Annotated in this window: 16 protein-coding genes; 11 read left to right on the top strand and 5 right to left on the bottom strand. The window is 54.1% G+C overall.

What is annotated here, in order from left to right; genetic code table 11:
• Nucleotides 1-55: 55 nt before the first annotated feature.
• Nucleotides 56-1,171 carry a DUF6456 domain-containing protein gene (locus tag ACSBLW_RS04225; protein ID WP_435258986.1) on the bottom strand — a complete coding sequence of 372 codons (1,116 nt, stop codon included), beginning with the start codon at nt 1,169-1,171 and terminating at the stop codon, nt 56-58.
• A 210-nt stretch (nt 1,172-1,381) separates the two neighbouring features.
• Here ACSBLW_RS04225 and ACSBLW_RS04230 point away from each other — a divergent pair, with 210 nt between their 5' ends.
• A complete protein-coding gene (locus ACSBLW_RS04230) occupies nt 1,382-1,666 on the top strand; it encodes a DUF6477 family protein (RefSeq protein ID WP_435258987.1) in 285 nt (94 codons plus the stop codon).
• A gap of 55 nt (nt 1,667-1,721) precedes the next feature.
• On the opposite strand, the gene ACSBLW_RS04235 is transcribed toward ACSBLW_RS04230, so the two are convergent.
• Complete coding sequence (locus ACSBLW_RS04235; RefSeq protein WP_435258988.1) at nt 1,722-3,266, bottom strand: trimethylamine methyltransferase family protein; 1,545 nt, start codon at nt 3,264-3,266, stop codon at nt 1,722-1,724.
• Nucleotides 3,267-3,495: 229 nt separating this feature from the next.
• On the opposite strand from ACSBLW_RS04235, the gene guaA reads away from it, so the two are divergent.
• The 10 genes from guaA to ACSBLW_RS04285 all read left to right on the top strand — a co-directional run bounded on the left by guaA (nt 3,496) and on the right by ACSBLW_RS04285 (nt 13,094).
• Complete coding sequence (gene guaA, locus ACSBLW_RS04240) at nt 3,496-5,052, top strand: glutamine-hydrolyzing GMP synthase (RefSeq protein ID WP_435258989.1); 1,557 nt, start codon at nt 3,496-3,498, stop codon at nt 5,050-5,052.
• A 71-nt stretch (nt 5,053-5,123) separates the two neighbouring features.
• Nucleotides 5,124-6,116 (top strand): alcohol dehydrogenase catalytic domain-containing protein, encoded by a 993-nt coding sequence (locus ACSBLW_RS04245; protein WP_435258990.1) that lies wholly within the window; start codon nt 5,124-5,126, stop codon nt 6,114-6,116.
• A gap of 49 nt (nt 6,117-6,165) precedes the next feature.
• Nucleotides 6,166-6,444: a putative quinol monooxygenase gene (locus ACSBLW_RS04250; protein ID WP_435258991.1), complete on the top strand. Its 279-nt coding sequence runs from the start codon at nt 6,166-6,168 to the stop codon at nt 6,442-6,444.
• 137 nt (nt 6,445-6,581) lie between these two features.
• Complete coding sequence (locus ACSBLW_RS04255; protein ID WP_435258992.1) at nt 6,582-7,454, top strand: DMT family transporter; 873 nt, start codon at nt 6,582-6,584, stop codon at nt 7,452-7,454.
• Between the two features lie 112 nt (nt 7,455-7,566).
• Nucleotides 7,567-8,652, top strand: coding sequence for an outer membrane protein transport protein (locus tag ACSBLW_RS04260; RefSeq protein ID WP_435258993.1), 1,086 nt, complete (start codon nt 7,567-7,569; stop codon nt 8,650-8,652).
• A gap of 111 nt (nt 8,653-8,763) precedes the next feature.
• Nucleotides 8,764-9,645, top strand: coding sequence for an ATPase (locus ACSBLW_RS04265; RefSeq protein WP_435258994.1), 882 nt, complete (start codon nt 8,764-8,766; stop codon nt 9,643-9,645).
• A 71-nt stretch (nt 9,646-9,716) separates the two neighbouring features.
• The gene (gene metA, locus ACSBLW_RS04270; RefSeq protein WP_435258995.1) at nt 9,717-10,640 is read left to right on the top strand and encodes a homoserine O-acetyltransferase MetA; all 924 of its coding nucleotides are present in this window, start codon (nt 9,717-9,719) and stop codon (nt 10,638-10,640) included.
• Between the two features lie 40 nt (nt 10,641-10,680).
• Entirely contained in the window at nt 10,681-11,565 is an 885-nt protein-coding gene (locus tag ACSBLW_RS04275) for an alpha/beta fold hydrolase (RefSeq protein ID WP_435258996.1), read from the top strand.
• Nucleotides 11,566-11,610: 45 nt separating this feature from the next.
• Nucleotides 11,611-12,486: a polyphosphate kinase 2 gene (ppk2, locus tag ACSBLW_RS04280; protein WP_435258997.1), complete on the top strand. Its 876-nt coding sequence runs from the start codon at nt 11,611-11,613 to the stop codon at nt 12,484-12,486.
• Nucleotides 12,483-13,094: a TetR/AcrR family transcriptional regulator gene (locus ACSBLW_RS04285; RefSeq protein WP_435258998.1), complete on the top strand. Its 612-nt coding sequence runs from the start codon at nt 12,483-12,485 to the stop codon at nt 13,092-13,094. The genes ppk2 and ACSBLW_RS04285 overlap by 4 nt, the downstream gene beginning before the upstream one ends.
• 66 nt (nt 13,095-13,160) lie before the next feature.
• Here the strand turns inward: ACSBLW_RS04285 and ACSBLW_RS04290 are convergent, their stop codons facing one another.
• From ACSBLW_RS04290 to ACSBLW_RS04300, 3 genes are read right to left on the bottom strand one after another with little or no spacing between them, the layout of a single operon-like run.
• Nucleotides 13,161-14,234: an ABC transporter ATP-binding protein gene (locus ACSBLW_RS04290; RefSeq protein WP_435258999.1), complete on the bottom strand. Its 1,074-nt coding sequence runs from the start codon at nt 14,232-14,234 to the stop codon at nt 13,161-13,163.
• Between the two features lie 14 nt (nt 14,235-14,248).
• Entirely contained in the window at nt 14,249-15,058 is an 810-nt protein-coding gene (locus ACSBLW_RS04295) for an ABC transporter permease (protein ID WP_435259000.1), read from the bottom strand.
• Nucleotides 15,055-15,936, bottom strand: coding sequence for an ABC transporter permease (locus ACSBLW_RS04300; RefSeq protein ID WP_435259001.1), 882 nt, complete (start codon nt 15,934-15,936; stop codon nt 15,055-15,057). The genes ACSBLW_RS04295 and ACSBLW_RS04300 overlap by 4 nt, the downstream gene beginning before the upstream one ends.
• Between the last annotated feature and the right edge of the window lie 135 nt (nt 15,937-16,071).

The raw sequence follows: 16,071 nt of genomic DNA on the forward strand, positions 1-16,071 counted from the left end.
GGGACGAAGATCAGGGGCGCGGGCATTCACCGCGCCCCTTTTTTCCTTCTTCGTCTTATCCGATCAGCCGGCCGCCTGGCCCATAAGTCTCATCATAATGCCGCTTCAGTCGCTGAAGGGCGATCCGCAACACAATCTTTCCAGAGCGAGCGGCCCAACCCATTCTTTTCTCTGTTGTTTCAATGCCTTCCATGAAACAGCACACGCGAAGCGCGACATCCCCCAACCCGGGCCCAAGGTCTCTAAGCGCTGCAGCGACGCGCTCACGGGCATCTGCAGGTCCTTCGCCACGTCCAGAATCCGGTCGAAACGCGCCACGGTCCGCACCGGTCAAGAAGCGCTCCCAGTTTTGCGCGACCCTAGGACCCATTTGAGCAACTTCGAAATCTTCGCGGAGCCGCTCTCCGGCACGAACCAATTCGGGATCAAGAAAGAGTTTTCCATCCTTGTCTCTCCGCCGTCCCATAACTGCTATGGGGCTCTCGGCAAGATTGTAACGCACCCGGCGCTGCGCGCCGCCTTCAATTATGGTCCGTTCTTCCCATTCGCGATGTTGATTTCCAAAGGGAGTTGCAGCTTCAGCAAAGCCCTCGACACGGTCTGGAGTTTTCTCCGTGTCATCCATCATTCGCTTCAGCGCTGCCCGACCAGCGGCCGTAATTTCATAGGCTGCGATGCGGCCTTGTTTGCGGCAATAAATCCAGCTCTGTATCGCAAATGCCTGCGCGATAGCGCGATCTACAACGCCTGTTCGCGCGGTCTTCCCATCAGGAAACTCCCTTAGAACGACGGCCTTCTCCATATCTCCTGCCAAAGCCAGAACCGCACCCGGTTCGGCCAGACGACGAAGAATGCGTGAGCCCTCGCTTAGTAGTATCGACTCGTCAACAGGTAGATTTTCTGTACGAAGCGAAATCGTCATAACGGCCTCTTCCCTTGCTGTAGACGAACCCGACTTTCCCACCAACCCTGCAAGAGCCTCGTCAATCAGAGGGTCTTCTCTTCGCAATTCGCAACGCCTCACAGCACGCATCACGGTCGATGCATGAGTGCCTTCCCGCCGTGCAAGTTCACGGATGGAAAGGCCTTCCGCAGTGTGGTCAACATAAAGTTTAACCGCATCAGGAAGCCAATTCGGCTTTGCAAAGTCAGCAGGCAAATTCGGTTTCATCTTTGTTTCCGACAACCGTCTGGTTCTGATCACAGCAGGGCATTTCAACCCTTGATTGAATCAATTACCCAATAGTTAATTCCGGCGTCGCTGTGGATAATTTACCGAAATTATGAAGCAATTTCACCAGATGCGAACGGTCAAACACGAAAAAACGCAACGCCTGATTGTTTGATTTATTCTAGTTCGGCAACAATCAGGAGCCCGTTCATGACCGACCATTGCAACGCCCTTTCCGATCTGCGCAGACCTCGACTTCTGATCCGTGCCGCCCGGTTCGGAGTTTCTGATTACCGGCGTGACCGCGATCTTCGAAGATTGATCGGGCGCTATGTGCCTCCGGCTGAAGCCGTTGCCCTGTTGTTGACGACAGAGGGAGCGATGGAAGAAGATCGGCGAAATGGGCAAGCGAATTATTCGGTTTCCCAACATATCGAAATTCTGATTGCGCTGGTGGCTGAAGCGAAACTTGCTGGCACCGAAGCAGAAGTTTGAAATGAAAACGGGCGAAGCCAAAGGCTTCGCCCGTTATGCCAAACTAGAGGCAAGTTTAGATAAAGGCGTCCGGCATAGATGCCTTCTTCTTCGCGACATATTCGTTCAGCGCTTCGTTGATGCCTTCGTCAAGCGCAGGCGCCTGATAGTCGCCCAGCATCTTCTTTACGCGCAAATTCGCAAGGGTCTGCGTGTCACGTCCGCCCTCTTCTTCCCAAGTTTCAAACGGCTTATAATCCAACAGGTCAGTTCGCCAGAAAGCCGATTTGAAGTTTGCTTGAGTATGGCCGCAACCAAGATAGTGGCCCCCGGGACCGACCTCACGAATTGCATCCATTCCCTGACCGTTCTCATCCATGATGATGCCTTTGGCCAGATGATGCAGCGTACCAAGCTGGTCAGCATCCATCACGAACTTCTCGTAGGACGACACCAAGCCGCCTTCAAGCCAGCCGCAGGCGTGCAACATGAAGTTCACGCCCGACAGCAACGCCATGTTCAGGCTGTTCGACGTTTCATAGGCCGCCTGCGCATCAGGCAGTTTCGAACCGCAGAACGAGCCGCCTGAACGATATGGAAGCCCCAAACGGCGAGCCAACTGGCCAGCACCGTAGGTGATATGAGCGGCTTCGGGCGTGCCGAATGTCGGCGCACCGGAGTTCATGTCGATCGAGGTTACGAAGGCGCCGAAGATCACCGGCGCACCAGCGCGGATCAACTGGCTGTACGCAACGCCCGCCAGAACTTCGGCCAGAACCTGCGTCAATGTGCCGGCAACTGTCACCGGCGCCATGGCGCCACCAACGATAAACGGCGAGATGATCGCTGCTTGGTTGGCACGAGCATAAACTTCCAGAGCACCCATCATGATGCCGTCGAATGTCAGCGGCGAGTTGATGTTGATCAGCGACGTCATCACGGTGTTCTGGTCGACAAAGTCGTTGCCGAACAGGATTTTAGCCATCTCAACCGAATCTTCCGCACGGCTGGGTTCGGTGACCGAGCCCATAAACGGCTTATCCGAGAGCGTCATGTGGGCGAGCAGCATATCCAAGTGGCGCTTGTTCACCGGAACGTCTGTCGGCTCGCAAACCGTGCCACCCGAATGGTGCAGCCACTTTGACATATAGCCAAGCTTTACGAAATTGCGGAAATCCTCAATGGTTGCGTAGCGTCGGCCGCCTTCCATGTCGCGCACGAACGGAGGTCCATAGACAGGTGCCAGCACCAGATTGCGACCACCGATTTCGACATTGCGGGCCGAATTGCGGGCGTGCTGGGTAAAGGTCTTAGGTGCCGTTGCGCAAAGTTTACGGGCCAGACCGCGAGGAATGCGGACGCGCTCACCGGTGACGTCTGCACCTGCTGCTTTCCAAAGCTCCAGCGCGGCCGGGTTTTCAACGAAGTTGACGCCGATTTCTTCCAGAACGGTTTCAGCATTCCATTCGATGATCTGAAGCGCTTCTTCGTTCAGAATCTCAAAGTTGGGAATGTTGCGTTCGATGAAACGGGCGGTTTCGAAGCTGATCGCCGTACGTTCTGCCCTCCGGCTGGCACCACCACCACCCCGAGCTCTACGTCCCGCTGCTACATCGTTCATGTCCCAAACCTCCAAAAGCAGTTTGACGACCTTATGACGTCAAACCCAATTGGTCCGCCCCCCATTTCCGCCGCTTGCCGCCCAAAAACGACATGTCGCCTTTGGCCATATGTTGAAGTCCCACACAAGCGACCAAAATCAGCATTGTTGATTAGATTTTCCACTGAAATTCATGCTGCGGGTGCTGCCTGCCTCTTGCGATTCTTTAACTGCCTTCGTATGCGAACGCATGACCCAACATGATCGCCTTCTCATCATCGACTTCGGCTCTCAGGTTACGCAGCTAATTGCGCGTCGGTTGAGGGAACTGAATGTCTACTGCGAAATCCATCCGTTCAACAAAGTGGATGACGCTTTTCTTCAAAGCTATGCGCCGAAGGCCGTAATTTTTTCCGGCGGCCCGGCTTCGGTTTTCGCAGAAGGCGCACCAATGCCTCCGGCTGGTGTGTTCGATCTGGGTGTTCCGATCCTGGGGATTTGCTATGGCCAACAGGTCATGATGCATTGTCTTGGCGGAAAGGTCGAACGTGGTCACGGAACAGCTGAATTTGGCCGTGCCTTCGTTACGCCCTCGCCCGAAAAGCTGGATATTCTTGACGGATGGTTCACAGAAGGGCGTGAGCAGGTCTGGATGAGCCATGGCGACCATGTGTCCAAAATCGCTCCTGGATTTCAAGTTTATGGCACATCACCGAATGCGCCATTTGCGATTACTGCGGACAAGTCCCGTCATTTCTACGCGGTTCAGTTCCATCCGGAAGTGCATCACACACCCCGCGGCGCAAAGCTGTACGAAAACTTTGTCAGGCTTGCAGGATTTAGCGGCGACTGGACAATGGGCGCTTATCGCGAAGAAGCGATCCGCAAGATTCGCGAACAGGTTGGCGACAAGAAGGTCATCTGCGGTCTTTCCGGCGGCGTTGATTCATCGGTGGCCGCAGTCTTGATTCATGAAGCGATTGGGGATCAGCTGACTTGTGTGTTCGTCGATCATGGGCTGTTGCGCTTGGGCGAGGCTGAACAGGTCGTCACCATGTTCCGCGACCATTACAACATGCCACTGATCCACGCCGACGAATCCGATCTTTTCCTCGGAGCGCTTGAAGGCGTTTCCGACCCGGAGGTGAAACGGAAGACAATCGGCAAGCTGTTCATCGACGTGTTCCAGAAGCACGCCCATGAGGTTGGTGGTGCCGAATTCCTGGCCCAGGGCACACTTTATCCCGATGTCATCGAAAGTGTCAGCTTCTCTGGCGGCCCTTCGGTCACCATCAAGTCACACCACAATGTGGGTGGCCTGCCTGAAAAGATGGGTCTGAAACTGGTCGAGCCGCTGCGCGAGTTGTTCAAGGATGAGGTTCGTGCCTTGGGTCGCGAACTTGGTCTGCCTGACCAGTTCATCGGACGTCACCCCTTCCCCGGCCCGGGACTTGCCATCCGCTGCCCTGGCGATATTACCCGGGAAAAGCTGGAGATCCTTCGAAAGGCTGACGCGGTTTATATCGACCAAATCCGCAAGCACGGCCTGTATGACGAAATCTGGCAAGCCTTCGCAGCTATCCTGCCGATGCGGACTGTTGGCGTTATGGGTGACGGGCGCACATATGACTACGCTCTTGCTTTGCGCGCGGTGACTTCTGTCGACGGTATGACAGCGGATTACTACCCGTTTACGCATGAATTCCTTGGGGAAACGGCAACCCGGATCATCAACGAAGTGCAAGGTGTGAACCGTGTCTTCTACGATTGCACCTCCAAGCCACCGGGCACCATAGAACTGGAATAGGCAAGTCAATCAGACTTGCCTAATCGCTGCTGGCCATGTCCAACTTGCTAGACCAGCAAGGGGGTGAACTGATGCGTGCACTAAGACTTTACGCCGAACGGGACTTGCGGCTGGAAGATGTTCCAGAACCGGTGCCGGGATACGGAGAGGTCATCATTCGCGTCGAAGCCGCAGGAATATGCGGAACTGACCGCCATTTGTTCTTGGGAGAGTTTCCTTCGCGAGGCCCAGTGACTTTGGGGCATGAATTCAGTGGTTTGATAACCGCAGTCGGTGCTGGAGTATATCTGCCTGTCGGATCGCGCGTGACGTGCGACCCAAACATCCCCTGCCTGACCTGCCCAGCCTGTCTCAAGGGACGCGTGAACCTTTGTTTGCGAAACGTGGCGACGGGCATCCATCGTGATGGCGGATTTGCCCCCTTCGCTGCCTTCCCGGCATCTAAGGCAATAGTGCTTCCAGCCGATATGAACCCGTTCCATGGTGCTTTTGCCGAGCCACTGGCCTGCACGCTTCACGGCTTGGATCTTGCGGCCATCCAACCGGGAGAGCGGTGCCTGATCATGGGCGGTGGTGTTATCGGCTTGCTGGCCCTACAATTGGCACGGCTAGCCGGCGCAGACGCGATGATGGTTACCAGGAGCCGCGAGAAACAGGATCTGGCCCTACAGTTTGGTGCAATGCATGTTGCCAAGTCCGCGAGCGAAGCTTTGTCAATCTGGCCTAACGGTGCCGATGTCGTGCTTGAATGTGCCGGAGTGTCTGACACCGTCGAAGCCGCACCGAGACTGACTTCAAACGGTGGTCGTATCGTGATCCTCGGCGTGCTGCCGCAAGGGAAGAAAGTTCAGATCGAGCCCTTTGACCTCTTGTTTCGTGAAATCCAGCTCCACTTCAGTTTTCTCAATCCTTTCACCCAAGGAAGAGCCGCAGAACTGATTGCAAAAGGCAAAGTCGAGTTGGAACCGTTAATCAGCAGAGTAATTACGCTGGATGAAGCATTGGAAACCATTTCTCATCCAGCCCCCGCGAGGGACATACGTGCGATCATAATCCCGGATTGACACCAGCTTTCATTCTGAAAAGCTGCGGGTTCAAAATGGGGTATGCTTTATGGTTCGCTTGCGTGGAAAACTGGTTTGTATGACGGAGGCCGAGAGGCAAGCGGTCCTCACGCACCGTGCAGAACACATTCGCCTCACACGCGCCGAACCTGGCTGCATCACCTTCGATATTGATGACAGCGACGATCCGATGGTTTTCGAAGTCATGGAGAGCTTTCGTGACGGCCCTGCATTTGAAGCGCATCAAACGAGAACACGTCAGAGCCTTTGGTTTGAAGCCACGCGTCACATCCTGCGCGATTTTATGATCGAGGAAGTGGGAGACTAGGACCGGCTTAACAACCGCGAGCCCTTCAGCGATGTTGGCGTTTTCCTGGTAGGTCTAAGTTTTCCAACACCTTGCTCACCTTAGGGATTTTCACCTTGCTATCTGGACAATCCGCCAACGCCCAGACACAGAAGGGTATGAACGAAACGCACCGGCCTATAGCTGCCGCCCTCTGGATGACAGGCTCCATTGCATCGTTTACCGCGATGGCAATTGCGGCGCGCCAGATTCAGGGCGAGCATGACACTTTCGAGATCATGACGATCCGATCACTGATCGGTTTCTTTCTGGTCCTATGTGTGGCGGGCGCCCTTGGGCGGTTGACTGAGGTGAAGGCCAATCGACTTGCCGGCCACTTGGGAAGAAATGTTGTCCATTTTGCCGGTCAGAACCTTTGGCTGTTGGCACTGACCTTAATCCCTCTGGCGCAGGTTTTTGCCATAGAATTCACTTCACCCATCTGGGTTATCGTTCTTTCCCCATTTCTGTTAGGCGAGAAGATCACTCAGACAAAGGTACTTGCCGCAACTATGGGCTTCTTGGGCATCCTCATCGTAGCGCGCCCGGATTTCGGTCAGATCAATGCAGGCATTCTGGCGGCATTTGCTTGCGCAATCTGCTTTGCGTTGACAGGAATTGCGACGAAGGCACTGACGCGTGCGGAATCCATCGTGTCTATCCTCTTTTGGCTGACATTGATGCAGTTTGTCATGGGGGCGACCCTTGCCGCTTGGGATGGGAATGTTAGATGGCCGACGGCACATTCGATGCCTTGGCTGACGCTTATCGGTGTCTGTGGCCTGCTCGCACACCTTTGCCTGACATCGGCTTTGCGACTCGCCCCCGCCTCATTCGTTATGCCTGTCGATTTTGCCCGTCTTCCGCTGATCGCAGGGATCGGAGCAGTCTTCTATAATGAGCCGATTGATGTCTTTGTCTTTATTGGCGCCGTTCTGATCATCTCCGGAAACCTGATTAACGTTCGCGCCGAGGCCAAAAAGCGGGCTTAAAAGTCACAAAAAATACTATCACAAGCATGTGACGCCGCGTCATTGATTGACCGATTTTCGGCCAATTCATAGCGTGTGTGACGGGGAAGTCCTTCCACACAGGATGAGGAAAATGAAAAAGACACTCGCCGCGGCCGGATTGGCCGCACTCGCAGCCAGCGCCGCCAATGCCGGTGGTTTTGAGCGTTCTGGCGTTCCACTAGGTTTCATGTTCGAAAAAGGCGGATACGCTGAACTGTCCTACGGTTCGGTTTCGCCGTCAGTAAAAGGTGCTGCGGGCGGTGGTCTTGCTCCTACGGGCAACGTTACTCCATCCTACAGCCAAATTGGTCTTGCGGTTAAAGCAGACCTTAACGAAAAGCTTTCGTTTGGTGTGACCATCGACCCAAGCTACGGTGCAGACATTTCCTACCCTGCTCCGTCGCCGGGCCCTGCCCCATATCCGATCCGCGGCACCAATGCGGAACTCAATGGCCAGACTGTTGCTGCCGTTGCACGCTATAAGTTCAACGAGAACTTTTCGGTACACGCTGGTCTGCGTCAGGTCTCGGTTGGCGGCAATGTCCAGATTTTTAACGGTGGAGTGCCGCTTTATCAAGCGAACTTCTCGAAGGACTCGGATCTTGGTTATCTGGTAGGGGTCGCCTACGAAAAGCCGGAAATCGCGCTTCGCGTGGCTTTGACCTACCAAAGCGAAACCAAGCACGTTCTGAAGACGACAGTGTTCGGCGGCCCTGTCCCTTCGGCACTCTATCCCCGTGTCGAACTTCCGAAGTCGGTCACTTTGGATTTCCAATCCGGGGTTGCTGCCAATACGCTGGTATTCGGCTCGATCCGCTGGGTTGATTGGACATCGGCGACCCTGAACGCTCCGGGCTACCCGCTGAACCCGCTTATCAGCCACGCAAACGACACCATCACCTATAACCTTGGTGTTGGACGCAAGTTCAACGACAATTGGTCGGCTGCTGTCTCTCTGGGCTATGAAAAGAGCAATGGTGGCATTGCTTCGAACCTTTCCCCGACCGATGGCTACGCGTCCATTCAGGTCGGTGCCACCTACACGCATGAGAACATGAAGATCTCTGCTGGTGTGCGCTACGTCGACATCGGCAATGCGGTTTCTCTTGGCGGTGCTTCGCAATTCCGCAACAACTCGGCGACCGCAATAGGTCTTCGTGTTGGCTTCTCCTTCTAAGAAGCGGCCCCTTTAAGTTTTGGAGAACCCCGCCGTGACGGCGGGGTTTTTCATTGAAGCGGCCCCAAAGCGGCGGTAACACGGCCTTTGCAGGAAATGGGGTGTCATATAATGATCTATGCCAGCGGTGCAGATTACCTTTCGGCGAGCCACAAGCGGGTTTTGCTGTTCGGGATGTCCGGATTGGGCAAGACGTATCTTGCAAATATGCTGCGCGACAACGGTGCCGCGGATGGTGGTTCGTGGTTCCATTACTCCGTCGATTACCGCATAGGCACCCGTTATATGGGCGAATTTATCGCCGATAACTTCAAACGCGAAGCGATGAAAGTACCGCTTTTGCGCGAATTGCTTATGACGGACAGCGTTTATATCGCATCGAACATCACGTTTAATAATCTGGCCCCATTGTCGACCTATCTGGGAAAGCCTGGCGATCCAGAAAAAGGCGGTTTGCCATTTGATCAGTACATGCAGCGCCAAGAACAGCACCGCAAGGCAGAGGTTTCCGCAATGCTGGACACCGCGCAATTCATTGATCGAGCCGAAGCCATTTACGGCTATCGCAACTTTATCTGTGATACATCAGGCTCAATTTGCGAAGTTGTTACTCCGGAAGACCCAAAAGACGAGGTGATGACCAAGCTTTCAGAATCTCTTTTGATGGTCTGGATCAAGGGGTCTGAGGCACATACTGCCGAACTTGTTCGCCGTTTTGATCGTGCGCCAAAACCGATGTATTACCAGCCTGACTTCCTGCGTGCGGCTTGGGAAGAATATCGCATAACATTCGAAAAAACAGAAGAAAACTGCGATCCAGATCACTTTGTTCGTTGGACATATGCGCGCGCGCTCGCCCACAGGCAACCGCGCTATAAGGCGATGGCAAACTGGGGCGTAACCATAACGGCAGAGGAAGTAGCTCAAGTGCGAAGCCCATCCGATTTTAACGCGCTGATCGCGCAGTCTATCGACAGAAAGGATCGCACCTAGGGCTCCTTGCCTTGCCCTGATCGGTCTGACGACATACATGCCATAACTCTGAGCCAAGGGACCACTTGCCCATGCCAATCACGCTTCCAGAATCTCTCCCTGCCTTCAATGTGTTGCGCAATGAGGGTGTGATGGTCATGTCCCCTGAACGTGCCGCCAGACAAGACATTCGCCCGCTTCGGATCGGCCTTCTGAATCTGATGCCGAAAAAGATACAGACCGAAAACCAATTTGCGCGCCTCATCGGCGCGACGCCGCTCCAGATTGATTTTCAATTGATACGGATGACGGAACACCAAACTCGGAATACTGCCGCCGAGCATATGGAAACGTTCTATCGCCCATTCGCGGAAATCGAGGAAAGCGGCGAGAAGTTCGATGGCCTAATCATCACAGGCGCCCCAATTGAACACCTTCCGTTTGAAGATGTGACATACTGGGAAGAACTCTGTCGGGTGATGGACTGGACGCAGACCCATGTCCAGTCAACCTTCGGCGTCTGTTGGGGTGGAATGGCGATGATTTACCACTTCCACAAAGTCCAGAAGTATATGCTGGATCACAAGGCGTTCGGCTGTTTCCGTCACCGAAACCTTGCGCCGACCTCCCCTTATCTGCGAGGGTTTTCAGACGATTTTGTAATCCCCGTTTCTCGCTGGACCGAAATGAAGCAATCCGAAATCGATGCCGATCCAGAGCTGAAGACACTTCTGGGCTCGGACGAGGTCGGACCTTGTCTGGTGGAAGACGCCGCTCATCGCGCGCTCTATATCTTCAATCATTTCGAATATGACAGCGACACTCTCAAGCAGGAATATGATCGTGATGTTGCAGCAAATACGCCAATCAATGTTCCGTTGAACTACTATCCGGACGATAATCCGGCAAACCCTCCGCTCAATCGTTGGCGCAGCCATGCCCATTTGCTTTATGGGAATTGGCTAAACGAAATCTACCAATCCACTCCTTACGAGATTCAGGACATTGGTCGTTAGCACTGCGCTTGCTTCCCTCGCCTTGGCAGGCTTGACCGGGATGCGGATAGCGTCCCGCAGTCAGCAAGCTTTGGTCAGCCACCCCCCGGTCGGGCCCATATTGGGCACTTCGGAAAAGGGTGTTCACACCTTTGTCACGGGCAGCGGGCCTGATCTTGTTTTGATCCACGGCGCGAATGGCAACCTGCGTGACTTCACCCTAGGCTTTGCCGAGAGGTTATCATCTTCGTACCGCGTGATCGCGGTGGATCGCCCAGGTTTGGGCCATTCGAAATCTATGCCTGATGGACAAACTTCGGTCCACGACCAGGCCAGACAAATTCGCGCCGCGCTGCGAGAAATTGGTGTGCAGCGCCCGATTGTCCTCGGGCAAAGCTATGGTGGAGCCGTTGCTTTGGCTTGGGCATTACAGGAAGAGCCAGCTGCATTGGTCCTCGTCTCTGCTGCGACCATGCCTTGGCCAGGTTCACTTGACCCGTGGTACCGAATAACCGCAAACCCTATTGGACGGCATCTCATTGTGCCGCTGGCGTCAGCCTTCGTCCCGAAAAGCTATATGCGACGCGCTGTTGCTGGGGTCTTTGCTCCCCAAGCTGCTCCTGAAAACTATTCGGAACATCTCGGCACGAACCTAACGCTGAGGTATGGTTCACTCTCCTCCACTGTCCAACAGATCAACGGTCTTCGCGCGGATGTGGTCCAAATGCAATCACACTACCCGATGCTTAACCTTCCTGTTGAATTGGTGCACGGGGATGCGGACACCATTGTTCCCTTAACAATTCATGCGGAACCACTGGCAAAGCTGCTGCCGAATGCTAACCTTACGGTTCTACAAAACGTGGGGCATATGCCGCATCACACCCATGTAGAGGAAGTTGTGAATGCAATCGACCGCGCTGCGCTACGGGCTGGATTGCGCTAAGCGGCGCAATCGCGATACTGGAAGAAACTTTCCTGCGGGGGCATAATGGAACTGCCATTTGATGGTGCAATCAGTCGCTATTTCTCGGAAGTCGCTCCTAAGTCCGTCCGAAAGGCGATTGAGACCGCCAACAAGGATGAAATCCTAACCAAAAGCTACCCTTATCGGGAAGAGATCAAAAAGAAGGCCTATGAAGACCATCTTGAGGCTCTGCAGATCCAACTGGTGCGCATGCAGGCCGATCTTAAAGCCAGCGGAAAGCGCTTGATCGTAGTTTTCGAAGGCCGTGACGCTGCCGGCAAAGGTGGAACGATAGACGCCGTCCGCATGAACCTTAATCCTCGCGTTTGCACTGTTGCGGCTTTGACAAAACCTTCCGATCGCGAAGCCGCACAATGGTATTTTCAACGTTACGTCGACTGGCTTCCAGCCAAAGGCGAAATGGTTCTCTTTGACCGTAGTTGGTACAATAGAGCCATGATCGAACATGTTTTCGGCTTTTGCACGCCATCGCAACGCGAGCATTTTTTCAGACAATTACCCGATTTCGAACACATGTTGGTGGATGAAGGAATAGTTCTGCGGAAGATTTGGCTGGAAGTTGGCCGCGCCGAACAGCTCAATCGCTTCTTGGCGCGCGAGAAAGACCCGTTGAAGCAATGGAAGCTGTCGTCAATTGACGTCGACGGTTTGGGCAAATGGGATGAGTATACAGCCGCAATTGAAGAAACCATGGAGCGATCGAATTTTGACTTTGCACCGTGGACCGTCATCTTGTCTGACGACAAAAAGCGCGCCAGGATCGCGGCTATTCAAACTATCTTACACGCTATGGATTACTCCGGCAAAGATAGCGCATTGATCGGTGAACCTGACAGTGCAATCTGTGGTGAGCCTGATCTGCGTAAGGGGCGAGAGTGAAGCGAGGATACCATCACGGCAATCTTCGACAGGCTCTAGTTGACGCCGCATTGACGCTTATCGCGGAAAAAGGCCCAACTGGTTTCACGTTATCCGAAGCAGCAAAGGCAGCTGACGTGACGCCTGCTGCAGTCTATCGCCACTTCGCTGGGCGCGATGACCTGATAGCCGAGGTTGCTCGCCAAGGATTTGATATCTTCGCGGCCCTGATGGAATATGCCTATAACGGTGGCAAACCGACGGCCTTAGCTGCCTTCGAAGCAACCGGACGAGCCTATTTGGCTTTCGCCCGAAAGTACCCAGGGCATTATATGGCAATGTTCGAAAGTGGGCTCGCTCCTGCGAGCCACCCCGATCTTGCTCAGGTTTCAGCCAAGGCGCGCAGCGTCCTTGAACAGGCCGCCACTAAGCTGTCCGAGCATCTTCCGCCCGATCGTCGCCCGCCTGCCACAATGTTCTCTTCGCATATCTGGGCCATGAGCCACGGTGTTGTGGAACTTTTCATGCGCGGCAATGGAACGAAATCACCCTTTCCACCCGAAGACTTGCTGGAAGCAGGCATAGGGATCTATCTCCGCGGGCTTGGGTTGATTGCCCCGGATCGCTAGCTACCTATTTCCCAAAGAAAAAGCGCCGCCGTATGGGCAGCGCTTAATCCAAAAGTTTCAATAGTCTTAGCGGAACAGCACCAAAGCCGACGGGCTCCACGCAACATCCACCTTACTTCCTACTTCAAGGATCGGTCGTCCGGGCACGTTCCGCATCGACAAGCGCACCTCTACGTCGGTCCCACCCAAATAGACATCATAGTAGGTCATGTCGCCAAAATAGATGACTTCATCAACCAACCCGTCGACAGTCCGATCCGATGTCGTCTGACCGGGGTACAGCAGGGTCAAGGTCTCTGGACGCAAACCAACGACTGGCGCTTCGCCCTTTCCCGGGGGGCATTGGTCTGCCTCCAACTCCACGGTTCCAAGCCCTTTGGCGTCCACCTTCACCTTTCCACCGTCCTCAGAGACGACAGTACAGGGTATGAAATTCATGGTGCCAATGAAGTCTGCCACCTTCTTGGAGTTCGGACGACGATACAAAGTTTCCGGATCGTCAAGCTGGGCAATTTCCCCTTCGAACATCACCGCAATCCGATCAGACATAACTAAGGCCTCTTCTTGGTCATGTGTCACAAGCACAAAGGTGATCCCAACTTGACGCTGCAACTTGATCAACTCGACCTGCATCTGTTCACGCATCTTCTTGTCGAGCGCAGAAAGCGGCTCGTCCAACAGTAGAACCTTTGGCTTCAGGATAAGAGCACGGGCAAGCGCAACGCGCTGTCTCTGGCCGCCCGAAAGCGCATGCGCCGCACGGTCGCCATAGCCCTTGAGCCCCACCATTTCCAACGCCTCGGCAACAGCCTTGGCCTTTTCCTCCTTGGATCTCGGATCTTTGCGCAGGCCAAAGCCGACATTCTGGGCCACTGTCAAATGCGGGAAGATGGCATAGGATTGAAACACCATATTGGTCGGCCGCTTGTTCGCCGGAACATGGGCCATGTCCTTTCCGTCAAGGAGCACCGCGCCCGACGAAATGTCTTCAAAGCCTGCGATGGTCCGCAAAAGGGTGGTCTTGCCACATCCTGATGGCCCAAGGAGCGAGAAAAACTCTCCCGCCCGAATGCTGGCCGAGATGCCGCGCAGGGCATGGTAGTCGCCATAGTACTTATGGACGTCCCGGAACTCGATCATTTTTTCAGTGCTGCTCACAGGAAGCCTCCGGTATCCTTGCCGCCGGTTTTCGCGATACCGCGGCGACGGAAATATTCAGCGATGGTCAAAAGGACGACCGACACCAAGACAAGGATGGTGCCGAGCGCCAACATGGCGGGGACGCGGGCGGGGAAGCGGAACTGGCTATAAATATAAGCAGACAGAACTGAATCCGCGCCGGCGAGGAAGTAAGAGATAATGAATTCGTCAAGGCTAATCGTGAAACAGATCAACAAGGACGAAATGATCCCGGGCATCACCAAGGGAAGGATGATCAACCGGAACGTAGATACAGGCGTTTCACCAAGATCATAGGCCGCCTCTTCCAAAGACTGGTCCAAGGATTGAAAGGCCGAGGTTAGAATGGCCACAGCGAATGGCGTGCAGATCAACGAATGACCAAGAATAACGGTCATGATCGACAGCGGCACACCAAGAGCCAAAAGTACCACGAGAAGCGACATGGCAACGATCATTTCGGGCAAGACCAAAGGAAGCATAATCAGGCCCATTGCCGGGCCTTTCCCCGGGAATCTGTACCTGGTCGAGGCCCGGGCAGCGAAGATTCCCAGAGTTGTGGCCAATATCGACGTCGAAGAAGAAATGATCATCGAATGCTTCAGCGCCGTCCACATCTGCGCGTCGTTCCACATTTCGCTAAACCAGATCGTCGTAAATCCGGACAGCGGAAAGGCAATGATCTTTGAATCATTGAACGCAAAGACTGGGAGAAGAGCAATCGGCGCATAGAGAAACATCAGATAGCCGATGGCGTAAATCTTGAGCGAGCGTCCCTTGGTCATTTCTTTGGCCCCAGAAAGCGGCTGTTCAAAAGCACAAAGCCAATTGCAACCAAGCCGACGATGAACATCGCACTGACAGCGATGGCACTGCCAAGTGGCTTGTTGTTTACCTTCAACATCTGCACTTCCATCATGTTGGCTATCATCGGCAATTTGCCTCCGCCAATCAGATCAGGTGTTACATAGTCGCCAATTGTCGGAATAAAGACGATCAATACGGCAGCAATTACGCCCGGCATCGAAAGCGGCAACGTTACGCGCAGGAAAGTCCGGAGTTTGGACTCCCCAAGATCCTGACCGGCTTCCAAAAGGCTACGGTCAATCTTTTCCAAGCTGACAAAGATCGGAAGGATCGCAAATGGCGCATAGGCATGGGCCAATGTAACGATCAGAGCGCCTACGTTATAGTTAATCCATTGCAGTGGTTCGTCGATGATCCCGATCGACAAAAGGCCGGAATTGATTACGCCATTGTATCCAAGGATCACTTTCCACAGGAACACCCGGATCAGATAACTGGTCCAGAACGGGATCGTGATCAGAAACAACCACATGGACTTTTTGGACGGCGACACATTGAAGCTAACGAAATAAGCGATCGGATAGGCGATCAAGACGGTTACCAATGTCACGCCAAGTGCCACGGTCAGAGAGCGAAGCATGATCGCGCGGTAAACAGGACCAGTCCAAACTTCGATATAGTTGGACCAAGTAAAGTCCCATGTAATCTGCCCACGCCCGCCGGTAAGCACAGAGAACAACAAAACTGTGGCCAAAGGTGCCGCCAGCAACAAGGTTGCATAAAGGAAGGTCGGACTGACCATTGCCAGACCTGACCGGGCCTCTCGGCTCAGGCCGGACCCGCTTGATTTCGTCATGATGCCCCCTGTTCGGACGTCTTATTCTGTCATTTGATCAAATTTAGGCACAACCGAACACGGCTGGCAAGCCTGTCTATATGTACCACGCAAAAAAGCCGGGCCAAGGCCCGGTTTTTATGCAGAACTTTTCCG

Source organism: Thioclava sp. FR2 (assembly GCF_051200875.1).
Lineage (GTDB): Bacteria > Pseudomonadota > Alphaproteobacteria > Rhodobacterales > Rhodobacteraceae > Pseudotabrizicola.

What these genes read in the sequence shown, in the direction of transcription:
- ACSBLW_RS04225 (WP_435258986.1), bottom strand. Translation starts at nt 1,171, where the DNA reads ATGAAACCGAATTTGCCTGCTGACTTTGCAAAGCCGAATTGGCTTCCT.
- ACSBLW_RS04230 (WP_435258987.1), top strand. Translation starts at nt 1,382, where the DNA reads ATGACCGACCATTGCAACGCCCTTTCCGATCTGCGCAGACCTCGACTT.
- ACSBLW_RS04235 (WP_435258988.1), bottom strand. Translation starts at nt 3,266, where the DNA reads ATGAACGATGTAGCAGCGGGACGTAGAGCTCGGGGTGGTGGTGGTGCC.
- guaA (WP_435258989.1), top strand. Translation starts at nt 3,496, where the DNA reads ATGACCCAACATGATCGCCTTCTCATCATCGACTTCGGCTCTCAGGTT.
- ACSBLW_RS04245 (WP_435258990.1), top strand. Translation starts at nt 5,124, where the DNA reads ATGCGTGCACTAAGACTTTACGCCGAACGGGACTTGCGGCTGGAAGAT.
- ACSBLW_RS04250 (WP_435258991.1), top strand. Translation starts at nt 6,166, where the DNA reads ATGGTTCGCTTGCGTGGAAAACTGGTTTGTATGACGGAGGCCGAGAGG.
- ACSBLW_RS04255 (WP_435258992.1), top strand. Translation starts at nt 6,582, where the DNA reads ATGAACGAAACGCACCGGCCTATAGCTGCCGCCCTCTGGATGACAGGC.
- ACSBLW_RS04260 (WP_435258993.1), top strand. Translation starts at nt 7,567, where the DNA reads ATGAAAAAGACACTCGCCGCGGCCGGATTGGCCGCACTCGCAGCCAGC.
- ACSBLW_RS04265 (WP_435258994.1), top strand. Translation starts at nt 8,764, where the DNA reads ATGATCTATGCCAGCGGTGCAGATTACCTTTCGGCGAGCCACAAGCGG.
- metA (WP_435258995.1), top strand. Translation starts at nt 9,717, where the DNA reads ATGCCAATCACGCTTCCAGAATCTCTCCCTGCCTTCAATGTGTTGCGC.
- ACSBLW_RS04275 (WP_435258996.1), top strand. Translation starts at nt 10,681, where the DNA reads ATGCGGATAGCGTCCCGCAGTCAGCAAGCTTTGGTCAGCCACCCCCCG.
- ppk2 (WP_435258997.1), top strand. Translation starts at nt 11,611, where the DNA reads ATGGAACTGCCATTTGATGGTGCAATCAGTCGCTATTTCTCGGAAGTC.
- ACSBLW_RS04290 (WP_435258999.1), bottom strand. Translation starts at nt 14,234, where the DNA reads ATGATCGAGTTCCGGGACGTCCATAAGTACTATGGCGACTACCATGCC.
- ACSBLW_RS04295 (WP_435259000.1), bottom strand. Translation starts at nt 15,058, where the DNA reads ATGACCAAGGGACGCTCGCTCAAGATTTACGCCATCGGCTATCTGATG.
- ACSBLW_RS04300 (WP_435259001.1), bottom strand. Translation starts at nt 15,936, where the DNA reads ATGACGAAATCAAGCGGGTCCGGCCTGAGCCGAGAGGCCCGGTCAGGT.